General features: G+C 67.8%; 17 protein-coding genes. 5 read left to right on the forward strand and 12 right to left on the reverse strand.

Annotated elements, in window-relative coordinates:
• The first annotated feature begins 29 nt into the window (after positions 1 to 29).
• On the forward strand, positions 30 to 533 hold the full coding sequence (locus RIA68_04740) for a hypothetical protein (GenBank protein MEQ8316742.1): 504 nt from the start codon (positions 30 to 32) through the stop codon (positions 531 to 533).
• Here the strand turns inward: RIA68_04740 and RIA68_04745 are convergent.
• From RIA68_04745 to RIA68_04755, 3 genes are read right to left on the reverse strand one after another with little or no spacing between them, the layout of a single operon-like run.
• Complete coding sequence (locus tag RIA68_04745; GenBank protein MEQ8316743.1) at positions 498 to 2,546, reverse strand: hypothetical protein; 2,049 nt, start codon at positions 2,544 to 2,546, stop codon at positions 498 to 500. The genes RIA68_04740 and RIA68_04745 overlap by 36 nt on opposite strands.
• A 53-nt stretch (positions 2,547 to 2,599) precedes the next feature.
• Positions 2,600 to 3,343, reverse strand: a complete 744-nt coding sequence (locus tag RIA68_04750; GenBank protein MEQ8316744.1) for a hypothetical protein — start codon at positions 3,341 to 3,343, stop codon at positions 2,600 to 2,602.
• Positions 3,340 to 4,320 (reverse strand): ABC transporter ATP-binding protein, encoded by a 981-nt coding sequence (locus tag RIA68_04755; GenBank protein MEQ8316745.1) that lies wholly within the window; start codon positions 4,318 to 4,320, stop codon positions 3,340 to 3,342. Before RIA68_04755 ends, RIA68_04750 begins: the two co-directional genes overlap by 4 nt.
• A gap of 223 nt (positions 4,321 to 4,543) precedes the next feature.
• Here RIA68_04755 and RIA68_04760 point away from each other — a divergent pair, with 223 nt between their 5' ends.
• Together RIA68_04760 and RIA68_04765 are read left to right on the forward strand one after the other, a co-directional pair.
• Complete coding sequence (locus RIA68_04760) at positions 4,544 to 6,298, forward strand: response regulator (GenBank protein MEQ8316746.1); 1,755 nt, start codon at positions 4,544 to 4,546, stop codon at positions 6,296 to 6,298.
• 36 nt (positions 6,299 to 6,334) lie between these two features.
• Positions 6,335 to 7,360, forward strand: a complete 1,026-nt coding sequence (locus RIA68_04765; protein MEQ8316747.1) for a hypothetical protein — start codon at positions 6,335 to 6,337, stop codon at positions 7,358 to 7,360.
• A gap of 6 nt (positions 7,361 to 7,366) precedes the next feature.
• On the opposite strand, the gene RIA68_04770 is transcribed toward RIA68_04765, so the two are convergent.
• A complete protein-coding gene (locus RIA68_04770; GenBank protein MEQ8316748.1) occupies positions 7,367 to 8,389 on the reverse strand; it encodes an FAD-dependent oxidoreductase in 1,023 nt (340 codons plus the stop codon).
• Between the two features lie 96 nt (positions 8,390 to 8,485).
• The gene (locus tag RIA68_04775) at positions 8,486 to 10,081 is read right to left on the reverse strand and encodes a hypothetical protein (GenBank protein MEQ8316749.1); all 1,596 of its coding nucleotides are present in this window, start codon (positions 10,079 to 10,081) and stop codon (positions 8,486 to 8,488) included.
• A 408-nt stretch (positions 10,082 to 10,489) separates the two neighbouring features.
• Between RIA68_04775 and ald the strand changes: the two genes are divergently transcribed.
• Together ald and RIA68_04785 are read left to right on the forward strand one after the other, a co-directional pair.
• Entirely contained in the window at positions 10,490 to 11,602 is a 1,113-nt protein-coding gene (ald, locus tag RIA68_04780; GenBank protein ID MEQ8316750.1) for an alanine dehydrogenase, read from the forward strand.
• Positions 11,603 to 11,668: 66 nt separating this feature from the next.
• On the forward strand, positions 11,669 to 12,085 hold the full coding sequence (locus RIA68_04785; protein ID MEQ8316751.1) for a hypothetical protein: 417 nt from the start codon (positions 11,669 to 11,671) through the stop codon (positions 12,083 to 12,085).
• 3 nt (positions 12,086 to 12,088) lie between these two features.
• Here RIA68_04785 and RIA68_04790 read toward each other — a convergent pair whose 3' ends face one another.
• From RIA68_04790 to RIA68_04820, 7 genes are all read right to left on the reverse strand, one after another.
• Entirely contained in the window at positions 12,089 to 12,568 is a 480-nt protein-coding gene (locus RIA68_04790; GenBank protein ID MEQ8316752.1) for a hypothetical protein, read from the reverse strand.
• Between the two features lie 218 nt (positions 12,569 to 12,786).
• On the reverse strand, positions 12,787 to 13,158 hold the full coding sequence (gene erpA, locus RIA68_04795; GenBank protein MEQ8316753.1) for an iron-sulfur cluster insertion protein ErpA: 372 nt from the start codon (positions 13,156 to 13,158) through the stop codon (positions 12,787 to 12,789).
• Positions 13,159 to 13,286: 128 nt separating this feature from the next.
• Positions 13,287 to 13,709, reverse strand: a complete 423-nt coding sequence (iscU, locus tag RIA68_04800; GenBank protein ID MEQ8316754.1) for a Fe-S cluster assembly scaffold IscU — start codon at positions 13,707 to 13,709, stop codon at positions 13,287 to 13,289.
• Positions 13,710 to 13,750: 41 nt separating this feature from the next.
• The gene (locus tag RIA68_04805; protein ID MEQ8316755.1) at positions 13,751 to 14,989 is read right to left on the reverse strand and encodes an IscS subfamily cysteine desulfurase; all 1,239 of its coding nucleotides are present in this window, start codon (positions 14,987 to 14,989) and stop codon (positions 13,751 to 13,753) included.
• Between the two features lie 204 nt (positions 14,990 to 15,193).
• Positions 15,194 to 15,637, reverse strand: coding sequence for an ATP-binding protein (locus tag RIA68_04810; GenBank protein ID MEQ8316756.1), 444 nt, complete (start codon positions 15,635 to 15,637; stop codon positions 15,194 to 15,196).
• Positions 15,638 to 15,663: 26 nt separating this feature from the next.
• A complete protein-coding gene (locus tag RIA68_04815; protein MEQ8316757.1) occupies positions 15,664 to 16,023 on the reverse strand; it encodes an STAS domain-containing protein in 360 nt (119 codons plus the stop codon).
• A 148-nt stretch (positions 16,024 to 16,171) separates the two neighbouring features.
• Positions 16,172 to 19,426: a hypothetical protein gene (locus RIA68_04820; protein ID MEQ8316758.1), complete on the reverse strand. Its 3,255-nt coding sequence runs from the start codon at positions 19,424 to 19,426 to the stop codon at positions 16,172 to 16,174.
• Positions 19,427 to 19,574: the final 148 nt, after the last annotated feature.

The following is a 19,574-nucleotide window of genomic DNA, read 5'->3' on the forward strand; positions in this document are numbered from 1 at the left end:
GGGACCTGCTTCGTTTATAATGGTTGAGCGTGCTCTTGTTCGTCTTCTATGCAGTAGCCGTCTGGTACGGCGCCGTCCGCTGGCGGTACAACTGGCGAGGCTTCGTCTGGGTGACCGGGGGGCTGGTCGGCGTCTTGGGCGTCATCCAATTCCACGTGCTCCTGAACGCTTGGACGAACTACGAGATCTACCTGCCGGTGTTGCAGACGCTGCTGTGGAGCTACCTCGGATTGGTCGGCCTCGTTGGGTACTTCATCGCGTGCATTCCCCAGGCTCGCAAGCCTTGGTGCTGCCACAAGTGCCACTATGACCTCACCGGCGTGCCCGGCTTCGCAGAGGTATGCCCCGAATGTGGCCGACCAATCGACGACGAAACGGCCGCGGCGGCCGAAGCTCGCGCGGCTTCGATCGTGGCCTCGCCCGTTCCCGTCGGTGTGCCGCGCAAGCCGCGCGACATGGCCGACCTGCTGGACCACTCGAGCCTGGGCCATCGCGAGTCAGCGGCGAAGGAGTCGCCAGCCGCCGCCGAGTAGCAGGATGACGGCCGGCACGCCGAGCACCAGCCCCCACCGCAGCGCCGCAAGAACCCGATCGTTCAAGTCTCCGATCATCGCGACGCTCGACGAGCTGACCGTTGGCGCGATGAACTCATCTCGGCCCGAGAGCCACAGGACGGAGGCGTCGAGCAACGCGAGGTTGGCGGGATAGCTCCCCACCATGCGGCCGTCGACGCTCTGGCCCGCGCTCACGATCTCGTCGGCCAGCCAGTCGTTGCTGCCGATGACCACGACTCGTCCGAAGTTGTCGCCGACGTCACGCTCGGCCGCCCACGCGATCGTCCATGGCCCGTCGACGTCGTCGGCTTCGATCTCTCGCTGCGGCGGATTGGACACACGCGGTCGCTCCGCGCGTGGAACGCGCCGATACCCCGACCACCTCGACTCGGCCCACGTGAACTCGTCGTCGACGACCAACAACGGCCACGCCGTGCCATCTCCCTCGTGCACGATTGGTACCGACCACGGCGCGTACGCCAGCAAGCCGGCAGTCGCGTTCTGGAGCGGGTGCTCGCCGCCCTCGGCCCGCACCAGCACGTCGTGCTCGACGACGTCGCCCTGCGGCGGCTTGCTCATGATCGCCAGACCCGACTCGGCCCGCAAGCCGAAGGCCGCCAGCGCAGCCCCCGTCGCATCGACCCCGCCCCCTACGACGACCTCGCTCGGCGTGAGGTTGACCAGGACGGGCTCGCCCGCGTCGACGAGCCGCTGCACGAGCGAGCCGAGCTGGGCCACACGCTCGTCGGGCCGCGCGGCGAGCGGATCGGGCGACCGGACGCTCGTGTTGGTGTTGAGCACGAAGTGGATCACCGGTCGTGCGCGCGTCGGATCGAGGCCGGCGAGCCCCGGCGCATCCGGCTCGAGCAGCACCGGCCATTCGACGACGTCGATGCCCTGCCGCCGGAGGTGTTCGATCGCCACGCCGAGCGCGCCGGGACGCTCGATGAACCGCGCATCCTCGGCGTGCGCGACGACCACGATCGGCCGCCGCGGATCGATGGCCGTCAGCATGGCCGTGGCGACGAGGCCCTCGACCCGACCGCGAAGCGATGGCGCCGTCGCGGCCTCGGGCCTCAGCACGCCCGGCGGGGGCAGTAGCGTGGGCGCATCGATGGCGACCGCACTGCTGGGACCCACGAGCACGGCGGCCGCGGCATCGCCCACCGATCGCAGCACGCGTACCACGTCGAGCGTCGGCAGGCGCTCGGCAGCCTCGGCCGCCGACGCGCACAGGTCCCTTGCCGGGCCCGCGGCCCGTTCGACTTCGCTCGCGGCCCTTCGCAGGGCCTGCGAATAGGCCGGGTCGCTCGCAATAACGCGGGCCTCGTCGGCAAGGATCGCGAGCTGGTCGGCGGCATCGCGCACGGGCGCGGCCATCGCCGAACGGGCCCGATCGATCGCCGGCACCTCGACGCCTGGCACGATCGCACTCTGGAGCTGGGCCTGCACGTCTTCGACGACGCCTCGCAGGTCGGCCGCCAGCCGCGGCGCGGTCTGGGCGCGCGAGCTCATGACCGAAGCCATCTGCGGCTGCGCTTCGCCTGCCGCGTCCGCGGCGTTGCTGAGGCCGGGCGTCACCGCCTGCTCGACCAGGTCCGCGGCGCGCTGCAGTTCCGCCGCCGCACGAAGCAGCGCACGGGCGTGGGCCTCGATGCGTCCTGCCTCGCGCTGCGCAAGCCTCTGCCCGAGCGACTGCACGCCCTGACGCGCGTTCTCGCCTTCCAGGGCCGTGAGCGTGAATCCGCCAGCGGCTTCCATCTCTTCGCCCACGTCGAGCAGGGCCTGCCACGCCCGCGGATCGACACGCGTGACGTCGGCTGCCACGACCAGTTCGTACCCGGCGTCGGCCGACGCGGCCTCGATGAGGCGTTGCGTCTGCGGCGCCAGGCGGTGTTCGCCCGTGGCCGTCACGTCGAGCCGGACGGCATGGCGGTCGGCGATGGCGATCAGGAACGCAGCCGCCACGCCGTTCGCCGCGAAGAACGTCATCGCGAGCCACGCGACGGACAGACGCCTCCGCCAGGGTTTCCTGCGTGCGCGCGTCACAGCCACCTCCGCACGCCGAGGCACATCGAGGCCGCAAGCACGAACCAGCCCGTCAGGACCACGAAGAACGCCACGTCGCCCGTGTCGATCACGCCCTTGGCGAAGCCCTCGAGCCGATCGGTGATCGCCAGCGTCGCGAGGGCATCGCCGATCGACTCTGGTGCACGCGTGCGCCCAGCCGTCGTCGCCAGCAGCCACACAAAGAGCGCCAACATCGCCCCCAGAAAGCTCAGCGTCTGGCTGGCCGTCAGCGTCGACGCCAGCAAGCCCACCGATAAGAACAAGAGCCCCAGCAGCGTCACGCTCAGGTACCCCGCCAGCAGCGGACCGGCGTCGGGCATCGGGTCGCTCAGCGCCAGCAGCACGGCCACGAGCGGCAGCGTGCTACCGAGCAACGCGAGCAGGAACAGGCCCGCGCCAATGAACTTGCCCAGCGCGAGCGAAAGGTCGGTCGCGGGCGAGGTCGCCAGCAGCTCGTAGCTACCCGTTCGGAGCTCGTCGCTGAACAGCCGCATCGAGATGGCCGGCGCGATGGGCAGCATGAGCCAGGCCGCGGTCGCGAAGAGCGGCCGCATCGTGGCCGGGGCCCCGGGCACGAGCACGAACTGCACGAACATGCCCCCCCACAACCCGGCGTACAGCGCCAGCACCAGCCAGCCCACCGGCACGCGGAACAACGCCACGAACTCGCGCCAGGCAATGGCCCACGTGCCGCCGATCGTTGTGCGAACGAGCCTCACGCGACCCTCCCGGCCTCGATAGCGCCCGGCCCTTGCTCCATGAGGCTCAGGAAGAGCGACTCGAGCGACGCACGCTGCCGCTCGAGCAGGCGGACCTCGGCGTTGGACTTGGCCAGGATCCGGCCGATCTGGCGGCGGAGATCGGTCTCGGAGACGGTGCCCGGCTCGAAGCCGATGCGCCAGCGGACGGCGGCGCCGTCGAGCTCGCGCGACACGACGCCGGTCACGCCCTCGATGGCCTCGACCGTGCGCGCCGAGGCGGCAGCGCTGCGATGGTCGGCGAACCCCGCCTCGCACACCAGCTCGTGGTCGCCCCGGGCCAATAACTCGTCCAGCGGCCCCTCGGCGCACGGCTGGCCGCTGGCCAAAATGACCACCCGATCGCACGTCCGCTCGATCTCGGGCAGGATGTGGCTGCTGACCAGCACGGTGCGGCCCTCGGCCAGCCGGCGGATGAGCGAGCGGGTCTCGGTGATCTGGCCGGGATCGAGCCCGTTCGAGGGCTCGTCGAGCACCAGGACCGCCGGATCGTGCAGGATCGCCGTCGCCAGCCCCACACGCTGCTTGTAGCCCTTGCTCAGGCCGCCCACGCGGCGGCGACGGACGGATTGGAGCACGCAGGTATCGATCGCCTCTTCGACCGCGCGGCGGCGGTCCTTCCCACGCAATCCATGCAGGGAGGCCCGGAATCGGAGCAAGGCCTCGACGGGCATCTCGCCGTAGGTCGGGGCCGACTCGGGCAGGTAGCCGATGTGCTGGCGAACCCTGATCGGATCCCGGGAAGCATGGATGCCCTTAACACGGACCCAACCGGCGTCGGGGGCCGTATATCCGGTGATGATTCGTATGGTCGTGCTCTTTCCCGCACCATTGGCCCCCAGCAGCCCGGTCACCTGGCCCGGGGGTACGTCGAAGCTCACGCCGTTCAGGGCGTGCACCCGTCCGTAGCTCTTCTGGAGGTTGCGGGCTTCGATCATGGTCCGAGTATCGGCGGGTGAGGCGATCTGGATCGATTGGCCGGGCTGTCCGGCCGGGATGGATTCTTCGCGGGAATGGGTTTATCCGTTCGGATGAAACATGATGGCGTCAAATGCCGATCTTGGGGGCTGGTCAGGGAAGGGCTGTCGCGAGCAGCATGGGCATTCCTCGCCACGCGGCCCGCTACAGTTCGCCTCCGGGGCGTGTTTGGGCAGGGTGGCAATGGGTGATCCGGCGTACACCATCCTGATTGTCGGCAGTTCGGAGGCTCCCGCTTCCGCGCTCGAGCCGCAGGACGAGCAGATCGCTCGCGTGGAGTATTGCGCCGCCGACGAAGCCCGCCAGAAATCGGCCGAGCTCCGCAAGGGCGGCGGCCGCGTGGTGGTGATCCATCAGGGCCAGATGCTCCCCGAATTCAGCGAGATGGATCGTGCCTACGCCCTCCTCGACGCCGTCAACGAGGGCGTTTGTCTGATGGGGCCCGACGGCTCGATCGTCTGGGCCAACGCCTTCTTCCGCACGCTCGACCCCGAAGTGGGCGACCGCGTCCGCAACGCCGCCAAGGACAGCTTCAAGTGGCTGATCGAGCGTCGCGACCTCCGCGGCCGGTGCACGACCCGCAACGTCGAGATCGGCGACGACGAGTCCGACAGCTGGTACGAGGTCGTGATCTCTCTGGCCCAGGGCGAGGGCGCGGGCGTGGCCGACACCCGCATGGTCGCCGTCATCCGCGACGTGTCCGAGTCCCGCCGGCTCGACCGCAAGATGACCGCCATCGAGCAGGCCGGGCGAGACCTCGTGTCGATCGATCCCGAATTCGTCCGCTCCAAGAACGCGATGGAACGCCTGAGCGTGCTGGAAAATCGGATCATCGAGACGGCCCACAAGCTGCTGCACTTCGACCACTTCGCAATCCGCCTGATCAACGAGAAGACCGGCAAGCTGGAGTTGGTCATCTCCGAGGGCCTGAGCCCCCAGGCAGCCGAGCTCGACCTCTATCCCTCGCGTCAGGGCAATGGCATCGCCGGCTTCGTCGCATCGACGGGTGTGAGCGAGGTCTCCAACGACGCCGCCCACGATTCGCGGTTCCTCCCGTGCCTGCAGGGCGCCAGCAGCGCCATGGTCGTGCCGCTCCGCCTGCACGACCGCGTCATCGGCGTCCTCGACGTCGAGGCGATCAAGCCGGGCGCCTTCGACGAGGAAGACCGCCGCTTCGCCGAGCACTTCGCCCGCCACCTGGCCATGGCCCTGCGCGTGCTGGACCTTCTGGTCGTCGAGCGCTGCGAGACCAACGCGACGGTGTCTGGCCGCATGCAGGGCGAGCTGCGCGAGCCGCTGGACGACATCGCCGACATCGTCGACCAGATGCGTGAGAAGGCCGAAGCCGATCCCGAGCTTGCCGCCCGCCTGGGTCGGATCGCGGGCGACGTTGATTCGATCCGCGACCGGATGCGTCGCGTGGCCGAGGGCCCGCGGGCGCTGCTTGGCGTGGAGCGTGCCATGGCCGCCGCCGGGCACGAACCACTGATCGAGGGCCGTCGCGTGCTGGTCGCCGACGACGAGCCCGCCGTCCGCCGCGTCATCGCCGACGTGCTGCGGAACCGAGGTGCGACGGTCGACGTGTGCGACAATGGCGCCGCCGCCATCGAGAAGGTTCGCGAGGCCGCGGCCGCTGGACGGACGTTCGACCTGGTCATCAGCGATATCAAGATGCCCGATCGCAACGGGTACGAGGTCTTCTCCGCCGCCCGGCGCTCGCTACCCGACGTGCCGGTGATCCTGATGACCGGCTTCGGCTACGACCCGAGCCACAGCATCGTGCGAGCCTCTCAGGAGGGGCTGCAGTGCGTGCTGTTCAAGCCCTTCCAGGTCGAACGCCTACTGGAAGAGACTCGCTCTGCGCTCGAAAAGAAGGACGGAGACGGCGATGGCGCTGGGTCGGACTCCACCGACCAGCCCGACCACCAGACGGTGTAACCGCAACCGAAAGGCACGCGGTTCATACCATCGTGCATGAGCCCCATCGACCCCCGGGAACTTGGCCACGGCCTGACGCCCTCGGGCTCCTTCGAGGAGGGGTACCGCTGCGTCAAGTGCAAGTACGACCTCTCGGGACTGCCGCAGGGCACGATCTGTCCCGAGTGCGGCACGGCCAATTCGCGTGTGAGCTACGACAAGAAGCGCGGCACCGGCATTTCCCGGGCCCCGATCGAGTACGTACGAACGCTCGGGCTCTGGCTGTGGCTGGCCGCCTTCGCCCTCATCGGTACCTGGTTTGCTGGTGCAATCGCGGCCATCCTTCCCCATCCGGTGACGTTCGGCTTGCGGCTGGTCGTGGCCGGCGGCTGGATCGCCGCGGTCTGGCTGGCCACGAAGCCGAAGCCCGATCGCTTCGCGCCGGGGACCAAGGACGCGTTCGATGACCACCGCCTGCGCATCGCGGCAGTCGCATGTCAGGCGATGTGGCTCGTCTCCATCGGCCTGCAGTCGGCCGCCTGGTTTATGACCAATCAGGACGTCATCAACGTACTGATGTTTTCGGCGGGCCTGGCGAGGACGGTCGCGGCCGCGGGGTTCGTGCCGCTCGGCATCATGCTGGCCTCATTGGCCAACTGGATGGGCGACGCCGAGGCCGAGGGCCGGTGCCAGGCCGCATCGTGGCTCGTTGCGTTCTACGGCGTGGGCGTGCTGCTCGCGAGCGTCGTCGGGTTCATCGGCATCTTCTACGTCCTGTTCTGGATCGCATACCTCGCGGGCGTGATCATGCTGGCCATGAGCTTGTTCGCGCTGGCACGCGCCGCCAACTGGGCCGTGCAGAACAACAAGCACAAGCGCGTGGTCTCGGGCCGCCGAGCGGTCATCGAACGCGAACGCGCCGTCGCCGCCGAGGCTCAACTCGAGGACCGTCTTGCGGCCATCGACGCCGGCGACCGTGCCCGCGCCGGCCGGGACGGCGTGCCACGAGACGTGCCCGTCCCCAAGAGCCACACCATCGATCGCGGCGACGGGACGCAGCCGTACGAGGTCAAGGACGAGTAGGACGGATTACGCCAGCGCGTGCTCGCCCAGCCAGTGCTCGGCGTCGAGCGCCGCTTGGCAGCCCATGCCGGCGGCGGTGATGGCCTGGCGGTACTTGGCGTCGGCGACGTCTCCGGCGGCGAACACGCCGGGGATGTTGGTGACGCTGCTCCGCTTCTTGAGGTCGATGTAGCCGGCCGAATCGAACTCCAGTCCACTCTCACGCAAGAACTTCGTCGCCGGCGTATGGCCGATGGCCACGAACATGCCGCTGACCTCGAGCTCACGCCGTTCGTTGGTCACGGTGTCTTCGAGCACGACGGCGCGGATGACGTCTCCACCGGTCGCCTCGTCCTTCTTGGAGAGCACGTCGACCACGACGCTGTTCCACACCATCTCGACGTTTGGCTTTCCCAGCGTTCGCTCCTGCATGACCTTGCTGGCGCGCAGCTCGTCGCGGCGGTGCACGATGTAGACCTTCGACGCAAACTTGCTGAGGTGGTGGCCTTCTTCCATGGCCGTATCGCCGCCGCCGATGACGGCCACGGGATTGTCTCGGAACATGGGCAGTGCGCCGTCGCACACCGCGCAGGCCGACACGCCACCACCGGTCTGGGCGAGGCGCAGTTCGCTTTCCAAGCCAAGCCAGTTGGCCGTTGCGCCGGTGGCGATGACGACCGCGTGGGCGCGAATGACCTCGCCGCGAGCCGTCGTCAGCGTGTGCGGCTCGGTGTGATCCTTGTTGAACTCGACCGTCTTCACGTCATCGTTCATGACCCGCGCGCCGAAGCGCTCGGCCTGCTTCTGGAAGAGCGTCATCATCTCCGGGCCGGCGATGCCCTCGGGGAAGCCGGGGTAATTCTCGACGTCGGTGGTCAGCATGAGCTGGCCGCCGGGCAATACGGGGCCGGGGTCCTGCTTCGGCACGCCGATGATGCAGAGCGGGTCAAGCTGGGCCCTGGAGGCATAGAGGGCCGCCGTCCAGCCGGCGGGGCCCGAGCCGATGATGACCAGCTTCTCGATGTTCGCGTCCTGCCCGTTCTCGCTCATGGATGGCCTCGCTGATTCGTAGGTTGATGGAGAGAGATCAATCGCAAGCGGGCCCGGGATGTTCCCGAGCCCGTCGACGTGCCGCCTACCGATCGATCAACGCAGCTCGCCCTCGGCCTGCAGGAACTCGCGATAGAGCGAGATGACCGGCGGCCAGATGAGGTAGTCACCGTCGTAGAGCGACCGCGTGTTCTCGCGTACCCGGCGGGCGGTGTCGTCGTCGAGGTCGGGACCGGTGGACCAGACCACGAACTCGTCATCATCGAGCCCAACTCCGATGGTGAAGTTGCGCTGGTTCAGCATGATGATGTCGATGGCGAGCGGCTCGGGACCCACGGCCGGATCGACCGCCTTGTCTCGCGTCGGCACCATGTATTGGAACTCGCTGACCAGCGGTCGGTTCCGGTTATCACGGATCGGGCCGAACGGGTCGACCTCTCGCTCGGGCAAGATCTGCGGCCGAAGACTGGTGATGTTCACCGGCAGCGTGCGTAGGCGGGTCTTGTATGCCATGACCGCCAGCGCCGAACGCGTTCCCGCGACCTCGGTACGCAGGATGCGTCGCTCGTTGAACAGGCCGGTTATCTCGGGCACGACCGCAAGCACGACGCCCTCGGTGATGGGGTTCAGGCGGTCATATTCGCGGACGAGCTTGTGGCCCGGCGCAAAGTCGTTCTGCGTCCAGAGCTGCGACCAATCGTTGAACACGTCGTTCACGCTCTGACGCGTCGCAAAGCCGTCGCCGTGGATGGTCTGGAGCTGCGTCCACAGGCCCGCCTCGCTGAACCGACGGAGGGGGCGGTCGCTCGTGCTCAGGGCGCTCATGGTCGGAGCGAAGCGGTCTGTTGGGCGGCCACGCTCGTCGAAGATGCGCGAGAGCACTTGCTCGGCGCCGATGCGGTCGCCCTCGGGCAGGCGCAGCCGGTCGATCATCAGGAAGCCGCGGCGACCCGGATCGATGCGGTTGATGACCTCGGTGAGCTCGTCATACGTCAGTACCTGCTGGTCCGACGTGTAGTCGATGTACGCGATGTCGCGCACGCGGATGGCCGCGTCGATCATCGTGCGGTAGCCCCACGCCACCTCTTCGTAGAACTCGCGGTTGGCCATCATGCGGCCAAGGTGCAAGACGTCGACGAGCACGTCGAGTGCGCCCGCCGGATTACCTTCGTCCAGCCGCCGGCTCGCTTCGACGTGCGCCAGGATCACCACGTTCGTGAGCTTGGGGAGGAACCGAAGGTCGGCGGACGTCAGCGTCGGCGGATCGCCCAATTCGCTATACAGCCCGGCGCGCACGAGGTCGACCGAGACGCCGTCGATGCCGTAGGGCTGCGCGATGACCATCGAGTCGGGGAACATCGCCTCTTGCGTGATCTCGTCGAGCGCGGAGAGCACACGCTGCTGGGGCTCGGCGGCGGACCACTGCGATGCGTCGGACCAGCCTCGCAGGCCCGGGCCCAGCAGCATCGCGTCGATGGGGCGCCCTTCTTCGATGACCGAGACGACCGCCGGCGGCTCCTGCATGCCGATCATGGCGGGGAACAGCACGGCGTCGGCTCGCTGGTCTTGCGGGATGGCGCGATTTGCCTGGTTGATCCGCTCGATGAAGTCGACGCCCTGCGCCCGGGCCGCGACCGGCACCGCGAGAGCCAGCACGGCCGCCAGCACGGCCCCTCGCCGAACGAGGGGCATGCGAGCCGTGAGCCTGGAAGCGAGATTGAAGCACATGCGGGGCTGCCTCCGAGATCGTCGAACAGTCGGCGCCCCGGCCCGGGGCGTCGAGGGGGCGTATATGCCCGGGCCGGCGACGGCGCTACACGGAAACGCGGCCGCAGCATGCCCCGGGGCGGATACTAGCCGAAACCCCCCGCGACGGCAGCCCGTGCTCCGATGATCAGGCCGGCCATCCCAGGCCCAGCCGTGCGGGCCCGTCGGGCATATCATCCTCGATGCGCGCCGACCGGCCCGGAGGGCCGTGTCCGTCGGCCCGCACACCGGCCCAACGTGCGTTCCCCAAGCGTCGCGGACAGCACCTGCCAGGGCCACGGAGTTCGGGCGCGTGGCCGCGCGACCCAGGGTTGCGTAGAGGAGTTTTCGAGCATGATCGTTGGCGTCCCGACCGAGGTCAAACCAGACGAATACCGCGTGGGCCTGATGCCGGTTGGCGTCGACCTGCTCATCCGCGACGGCCACGACGTCGTCATCCAGGCCGGCTCGGGTCTGGGCATCGGCTTCGAGGATTCGGCCTACGAGAACGTGGGCGCCACCATCGCCAAGACGGCCGAAGAAGTCTGGGCCAAGGCCGACATGATCGTGAAGGTCAAGGAGCCCCAGCCCATCGAGTGGCCCCACATGCGCGAGGGGCAGGTGGTGTTCACCTACTTCCACTTCGCCGCCGATCGCGACCTGACGCTGGCCTGCCTCGACCAGAAGATCTGCGCCGTCGCCTACGAGACGCTCGAGGCGCCTGGCCTCAACGGCAAGCCCACCCTCCCGCTGCTGACGCCCATGAGCGAGATCGCCGGCCGCATGGCGACCCAGGAGGGTGCCAAGTACCTCGAGCGCCCCCAGCAGGGCCGCGGCGTGCTGCTGGGCGGCGTGCCGGGTGTTGAGCCCGGCAAGGTCCTCGTGCTCGGCGGCGGCGTCGTGGGCACCAACGCGGCCAAGATCGCCAGCGGCATGGGCGCCGACGTCATCATCATGGACATCGACCTCGACCGCATGCGCTACCTCGAGGACGTGATGGACGACAACGTCACGACCATCTACAGCGATCCGCACGCCATCCGCAAGTACCTGCGCTGGGCCGACCTGGTCATCGGCGCCGTGCTGCTGCCGGGCGCGAAGGCGCCGAACCTCGTCACCCGCGAAGACCTCAAGATCATGCCCGAGGGCGCGGTCATCGTCGACGTCTCGATCGACCAGGGCGGCTGCGTCGAGACCAGCCGCGTGACGACCCACGGCCAGCCCACCTACATCATCGACGGCGTCGTGCACTACTGCGTGGGCAACATGCCCGGCGCGGTCGCCCGCACCAGCACGCACGCGCTCAACAACGCGACCATCCCCTGGGCCCGCCGCCTGGCGAAGGTCGGTCCGCACGAGATCGCCGCCCGCGACGCCGGCTTTGCGATGGCCATCAACTGCGACGACGGCCGCCTGCTGAACCGCCCCGTCGCCGAGGCCCACGACCTGGAAGTCGCCACGGCCTGATCGAACAACGAGTACTCAACCAGGCCCGGGCGCAAGCCCGGGCTCTTCGTGCGCGTACGGTCGACGGTGTCTGGTGCTGCGAAGCAAGGCATCCCGAGGGCGCTCAAGCGCCGGGCCAGGTGGTACGCCTTGTGCTACGTCGTCGGCGTTTTGCTCTTGTTTGCGGGCCTGATCATTGGACGAACGTGGAACTCCACGTGGCCCATCGTCATCGGCGGGTTCGGCGGCGTGATGCTCTGGTTCTCGGCGCTGCTCGCGCTGGTGCTCCTGCAAGTGCGAGACGTCCGGCGGGTTCGCAGCCTTGGTGGACTCGTGTGTACCGAGTGCTTGTACGACATCAGCACGCTCCCGGCCTCGGGCAACTGCCCTGAGTGCGGCACGCGCTACACCAAGACCGACGTCATCAGGCAATGGCGCAACGCCGACCGCTCGTACCAGGCCAAAATGATGTACGCTCAGGAGGAAGATGACGGCGGTGCGTGATCGTCACGCCGCCGGCAGGTCGGCCTCGCCGAACAACCGAAAGCACTTGCGCCGGAGTATCTGCCCCGCCAGCGTCATGTCGTCGACCGACAGGGCGATCGTGGCCGTGCCATTGGGCAGGCTCATGAGCGGGTAGGCAAAGTGGATGTTGAGCTCGGCGCCCAGCAGCGACAGGCACAGGCTCTCGAGACTGTGGCCCTCGCTGAGCTCGACCACGAGCACTTCCTTTTCGCCGTAGGGCAGCCTTTGTTCCTTGAGGATGCGTGAGGCGATGGCGGCCCGGTTGGCGATGATGCGGACGACGGCGTAGTCGGACGCCTCGTGCACGCTGAGGGCACAGATCTTGGCAGCCGACCGGTCGAACGCGTTGACCAGCTCATGCAGCCTGCCCACCCGGTTGTCGAGGAACACGCTGAACTGCGTCACCGTCGGCGTCGCGTAGCCCTGCGTGGTTTCAAGCGGCGTCGCGCTCTGTGAGCCCATCGAGAGTCCTTCCCCAGTCGGTCCTGAAGCCGCCCGAGAGCCCCGAGCGGCATCGACCCCCGCGTCCAGGTTGGGGCCGCCTCGCAACCAGTCTGTCGGCCGGTGTTTCGGCCAAGAACAACAGTACCCGCCAGAGCGGGTACGGGGGAACCACGTTGAGCGTTGCGGCTATCGGCGTGATTGGGAGTTCCCACCACGCCCGATCCGCCGATGGTGCCTCAGGCCGAGAAGCTCGAGCCGCAGCCGCAGGTGGCCGTCGCGTTGGGGTTCTGGAAGACGAAGCCCCGGCTCATGATCTCGTCCTTGAAGTCGACGATCGTGCCGTGCAGGTAGAGCAGGCTCTTGGGGTCGCACACCACGCGGATGCCATGCTGCTCCATGACCTCGTCGGTGTCGCGGACGGCTTCGGTCAGGTCGAGGATGTAGTTGAAGCCCGAGCAGCCCCCGCCCTTCACGCCGACGCGCAGGTGCACCTTGGCGGCGTCCAGTTCCTGCTCCTCGACGATCCGTTGGATCTCGGCGGCGGCCTTCTCGGTGATCTGGACGGCGTTGGTGTCGGCCTGGCTGGGGTTGGCGGAAGTGGCGGTCATGGGTGCTCCTGCGATGCGTTCGGCGATTCGTGGCTTCTCCGAGGAGTATAACGGCTCCTGGGCCCGATCTGTTCAGCCAATGAGCGGGGATGTCCCGGTTTCCCGCCCGATCGGGCCCGCCCGGGCCGTCAGTGGGCGTGGGCCGCCTCGGCCGCCTGGCCGTTCTTGGTCTTGTAATCGTCGATGGCGGCCCGGATGGCGTCCTCGGCCAGCACGGAGCAGTGGATCTTGACCGGCGGCAGGCTGAGTTCCTCAACGATCTGGGTGTTCTTGATCTCGAGCCCCTCGTCGACGGTCTTGCCCTTGAGCCACTCGGTTGCCAGGCTGCTGCTGGCGATGGCCGAGCCGCAGCCGAAGCACTTGAACTTGGCGTCCTCGATCTTGCCCGTCTCGTCGACCTTGATCTGCAGTTGCATCACGTCGCCGCACTCGGGCGCGCCGACGAGGCCGACGCCCACGTCCTTGCGCTCCTTGATCTCCTTCTGCGTGCCGAAGCTGCCCACGTTCCGCGGGTTCTCGTAGTGATCGATGACCTTGTCGCCGTATGCCATTGCTGGCCCTCCAATCGCGGCTTGGCCGCGTCCATAACCGTTTAGTGAGCCTGCCACTCGATCTTGGTGATGTCGATGCCCTCGTTGTGCATGTCGTAGAGCGGGCTGAGCTCGCGGAGCTTCTCGACGGCCGCCACGATCTTGTCGACCGCGTAGTCGACCTCGGCCTCGGTCGTGAATCGCCCCATGCTGATTCGCAGCGAGCTATGGGCCAGGTCGTCGCCAACGCCAAGGGCCTTGAGCACGTAGCTGGGCTCGAGGCTGGCGCTCGTACACGCAGACCCGCTGCTCATGGCGATCTCCTTGGTGGCCATCATCAGGCTCTCGCCCTCGACGAAGCCGAAGGAGATGTTGGTCAGGTGGGGCAGCCGCTTGTCGGCGTGGCCGTTGACCTGCACGGTGTCGAGCTTGCTGGTGATGCCCTCTTCGACCTTCTTGCGCAGGGCAAGGAGCCGCTCGCGCTCGTCGTCCATCTCGGCGGCGCACAACTCGCAGGCCTTGCCCAAGCCCACGATGCCCGGCACGTTCAGCGTACCCGAGCGGAAGCCTCGCTCCTGGCCGCCGCCCTCCTGGAACGCCGTCAATCGCACGCGCGGCTTGCGGCGGCGGACGTAGAGCGCGCCCACGCCTTTGGGCCCGTACATCTTGTGGGCGCTCAGGCTGAGCAGGTCGATGTTGTCGGTGTTGACGTCGGTGGGCATCTTGCCAACCCACTGCGTCGCGTCGGTATGGAAGACGGCACCGCGATCGTGGCAGAGCTTGCCGATCTCGGGGATCTCGTTGATCGTGCCGAGTTCGTTGTTCGCCCACATGATGGTTACGAGGATCGTGTCGTCACGCATCGCTTCCTCGACCATCTTGGCAGTGATCAGGCCATCTCGACCCGGCTGCAGGTAGGTGACGTCGAAGCCTTCCTTCTGCAGCCGCTTGCACGGATCGAGCACGGCCTTGTGCTCGTGCATGGCCGTGATGATGTGGCCGCGCTTCTCGCTCCCGGCGGGCGCCTTGGCGTACATGCTGGCGGCGCCCTTGATGGCCAGGTTGTTGCTCTCGGTGGCCCCGCTGGTGAAGATGATTTCCTTGCGGTCGGCTCCGATCAGATCGGCCACCTGTTGACGGGCGGTATCGACGCCGGCCTCGGACTCCCACCCAAAGCTGTGATTGCGGCTTCCGGGGTTGCCGAAGGCCTGGGTGAAGTAGGGCAGCATCGCCTCGACCACGCGGGGGTCGGTGCGGGTCGTGGCGGCGTTGTCGAGATAGATGGGAAGGTCAACGGCCATGGGTTCTCCGTGGTGCGGCGGCTGCCGCGTCTCGAGTCGACCGATCGGCTTCGGGGCCTGAGGCACCCACTCCCGGATCGTCAAGGGGACCTGGATCGGCCCTCCATTTAGAACAATTCTAGTTTAGTGCTCATGCTTCCCAGCCGCAAGGATCGACCGTGGGCTGCGGGGATTCCCGACGGACCGGTAGAGGGTCCGCGGCAGCTAGTTCTCGGTCTCAGCGGGCCGCTCGTAGACCATCTCGAGCCGGCGGCCGTGGTTTTTGAAGTTAGCATGAGACATGTAGGAGCGAATCAGCAGCAGCCCTCGGCCTCCCGGTCGAGTGAGGTTCTCCTCGGCGGTCGGGTCGGGTACGTCGGCGGGGTCGAAGCCCGGCCCGGGATCCTCGACGGCGATCCGGACGCACTTGGTGTCGACGCCGTAGTCGACGGTAATGGGCGTGTCGTCGGGCAGGTCTCTGAGGCCGTGACGGAAGGCGTTGGTCATCGCTTCCTCGAGCGCGAGGCGGACGGCGAAAGTGGCCGACTTTGGATAGCCGTTCTCCTGCATGGCCAGTTCGATGGACAGCCAGAGGCGATCGATGCGCTCCCGGTCGTTGGTGACCCGGGCCGAGTCGCTCACGCTGGCCTGCTCATCACGGTGTGCCATCCGGTCCGCCCTGGAAAGTCGATCGGTCAGTCGAAGCTCTGCAACGCGCTCTCGGTGTCCTCGTGGATCGTAAAGATGCGGTCGAGCTTGGTGATGCTGAAGACTTCCTGGATCTGCGGATCGATATCGGCAAGGCGGAGCTGGCCCGAACGATTGCGAATCTTGTGGTGGATGGTGATCAGCGTGCCCAGCGCGGCCGAGGACATGTGGTCGACGTTGTTGAAGCTGATGAGCAGCTTGGGATTGCTCGAAGCGTCGATGACTTCGGTGATCTCATCGCCGATGCGCTGGATGCTTGCCTCGTCGAGGATGTTGCGGTCGAGGAACTCGACCCGCGTCACCCCGTCCTTGTCGGTGATGCGCAAACGTGTCTCTTCGGCTGGCATGCTGGGCTCTCCGAGTGGGCTGGGCGGATCGGGCCTTCGATCCCCCGTGGCGCAAGCGTAGCAACAACGCCCGCCCCGGGCTGTCCCGGCGCGGGCGTTATCTGGTGCTTTCTGGGCCCCGACGGAGCGGGGATCTCGGCAGATCGGCTTAGAACGGGTTCAGGCCGCCGCCCATGGCCGGGAAGTTGCGGGCCTCCTGCTCGCTCTGGATCAGCACGGTGGGCTTCATCAGGATCAGCAGGGTCTGCTCTTCCTTGCTCTGGATGCGGTTGGTGAAGAACCGGTTGATCACGGGCAGCTTGCTCAGCAGCGGCACGCCCGTCTCGACCTCGAACTCGCTCACCAGGCGCTGGCCGCCGAGCAGCAGCGTGCCCTCGTCGGGCACGGTCACCGTCGTGCGGACGCGGGTGACCGTCACGGTCGGGAGCTGGATGAACGACTGGGTATCGGCCGAACTCACCAGCGTGCCGCCCGCGACGGCGGTGACCTGCTCGGACGCGAATCCGTCGATCTGGGCCAGGCCCGCGTCGACGTTCATCGTCACGTAGCGACGGTCGCTGGAGATGGTGCCGCGGACGAGCAGCGTGACGCCCTCGGTAGCGACCTCGACGGTCGGGTCGAAGCCGACGGCGCTGTCGCTGACCACCGGCTCGAGGTCGCCCACGTACGCCACCTGCGTCGCGACGTAGATGTTGGCAAGCTGTCCGTTCGTCAGCGTCAGGCGCGGTGCCGTGAGCTGGGTCGAGCGGCGGTCGGCCTGCGTGGCGCGGACGAGGAAGTCGACCTGCACGTCATCGAGGAACTGGCCCGCCACGCCCAGGGCCGGAGCGGCGCCCAGGATCGTGCTTGCCAGGCCCTCGGTCGGGGCCAGTGCGCCGGCCAGGCCGAGCGAGTTCTGGCCCGCACCGATAAGGCTGGTGTTGGTCGGCGCCGCCACCGGCTGGGTGACCTGCTGCGCGGCGTTGCCGCCGCCGACCACCGTCCGGCGTCGGCCGCTCGGACCGGCAAAGTCGAAGAAGTCGCTGGGCAGGAGGCTCGGATCGTTGGCGGACGCGGTCTGGAACTGGTCGGCCTTGGCGTTGAAGTAGATGTCGAGATCGAAGCCGATCTGCTCGAAGTAGTCCTGGTTGACCAGCAGGAAGCGGGTCTCGACGTTGAGCTGCAGCGCCTGCTGGGCGCGGAGCTTGTCGAGCAGGCCGCCGATCTGGCGGTGGGCCTTCGACGTGGCGCGGATGATCAGCAGGCCGCGGTAGGGCGTGATGGTCCAGCGACCTTCGAGGAATCCGCGGTCCTCCTCGATGTTGTTCTCGACGATCTCGATGATCTCGTTGATGCGGTCCTCGAGTGGCGTCTCGTCGATCTCGTTGTCGCCCTGATCCTGGAAGGGGCTCTGGCCGCCGCCACCCTGGCTCGCCTGCAGCGCCTGCTGAAGGTCGATGGTGGGCACGTCGGGGTAGTCGGGCACCTCGTGGAGCAGGTCGTTGATGTCGTAGATGCCAACGGCGGTCTTGTCGAGCAGCGCTTCGGCCGAGGACACGGTCAGCAGGCCGTCGATGATGGCCCAATCCGCCGCGTTGAAGTCGTCGGTGCTGGCCTTGGCGAGCAGGCGATCGAGCGCGGTCGTCGCGTCAACCGTGCTGGCAAGGCGGAGCGTGACGGGCGTCTGGCGATCGATGCCGATGCGCTCGAGCGTCTCCCAGTCGGCGTCGATGTCGACCTCGGCCTGCCTCGCGATGAAGGCCAACGCGCTCTCGAGCGGGTTGTCCTGCAGGTTCATCTGCACGCGGCTCGACTCGAGCTGCGCGAGCACGCGCCGGTTCTCGGCCGAATCGACGAACTCGGCCTGCGCCTCGCGGCTCTGGCTGATGGCCGGCCAGTTCTCGGGGTAGTTCACCACGTCCAGCGGGGGGATGAGGGCGCGCTCGGCCTCGATGCGGAAGCGTGCGAAGTTTCCGTCGCGGCGCTTCTTGATCTCGTTGTAGTCGACGTAGATCAGGATGTTCTCGTAGGCGTTCTTGAGCAGGAGACCCGACGGGTTGATCGGATCGATGAGCAGGAGCTGCTCGATGGTGTCGAGGGCCTCGCGGTACCGCATGTTCATCTGGTACTCGCGAGCCTGGTCCAGCAGCAGGTTGATCGTGCGCTGACGCTCGTTACGCTGGCGGTCGGCCCGGTCTGCGGCTTCTGCCTGGGCGCCGCGATCGAGGGCCTCTTGCTGCTCCTCTTGGATCCGGATCGCGGCAGACTCGATGCGAGCCTGCAGGTCGTCGAGCTCGTCGATGCGAGCCTCGAACTCGGGCTGGCCGAACACGTCGCGGTTGCGCTGGAAGTCGATGCGCGTGCGCGAAAGCTGCGCGCGGGCGGCTCCCAGATTACCCTGGGCGAGCTGACGCTCGGCCTCGTTCACACCAACGCGGAACTCGGCCAGCGCGTTCTGACGGACCAGGTCGCGGGTCGTGCCGATGCCCTCCTGGCTGCTGGGGCGACCCGAGAGCCGCACGTCGATCTCGTCGATGCGGGTGGCAACCAGGTCACGCTCTTCGGGGGTCAGCAGGTCCTGGTTGGCGCGGACGATCACGTAGAGGCGGCGGGCTTCGGCCAGCTGCCCCGCCTCGAATGCCGCGTTGGCCTGGCTCAGGTTGGCCCGGGCCTCTTGCTGGATGGCCTCGCGGAACAGCTGCTGCGGGTCGCCCTGCTGGCCGCCGGCCTGTCCATCCTGACGGCCGCGAACCACGCCCGCCTGCACGCCCGCCGCGGCGGTGGCGCTGGCGTCAAAGGTCGTCCCCGCCTTGCGCTCGGCGTCGGCCACGCGCAGTTCCATCCGGCTGAGCTTCTCGCCCTGCTTGCGGTCGAGGTCCAGCCCCGCACGGCGGACGACAGCAAGCTGTGACTTGGCCTGGGCGTAGCGGCCGGCGTCGAGGTCATCGGCGGCCTGGTTCAGCGCGTCGGCGACGAGCGGACGCAGCGTTTCCTGGCGGCGATCGATCTGGCCCTTCGCGTCCGCAGCACGCGTCCAGAGCACCGAGCCCTCGTCGGTGGCCTCGAGCACCGACGCGACGCGCGTCGCGGCGAAGGCCAGGTTGCCCTCGGCGATCGCCAGGTCGGCCTGCTGCAGCGCGATCTCCAGGCGGTCGGCACCCGAGATCTTCTCGCGGACGTTCCGGAGCGCCACCAGCGTCTCGGCCCGCTCGTCGTTGGAGCCGGTCGCATCGCTGAGCGCGGTCATGAGCGTGGCCTGCGCCCGCACGAACTGGCCCTGGGCCATCAACTGATCGGCCTGGGCACGCGCCTCGGCCAGGGTGGCAACGCTCGTGTCGTCTGCCAGGGCCGCGAAGGCCGAGGCGTGCAACGAGGTGGCCAAGGCCAGTGCGAGGAGGCGACGGGGGGTCCTGCTGGTGCTCATGCCAAGCTCCAAAGTGTGCGGGGTGGGATCGGCGGGCGGGAATAGGGCGTGGGCCGCTGTGGGTCGTATCGGTGTCGGACGTGTACGCGTGGGTCCGTGGCTCGTTACCGGAGGGCCATCATTGGCACGTGTCGGCCGCCCGGCCCGG

It is taken from the genome of Phycisphaerales bacterium, assembly GCA_040217175.1.
GTDB lineage: Bacteria > Planctomycetota > Phycisphaerae > Phycisphaerales > UBA1924 > JAHCJI01.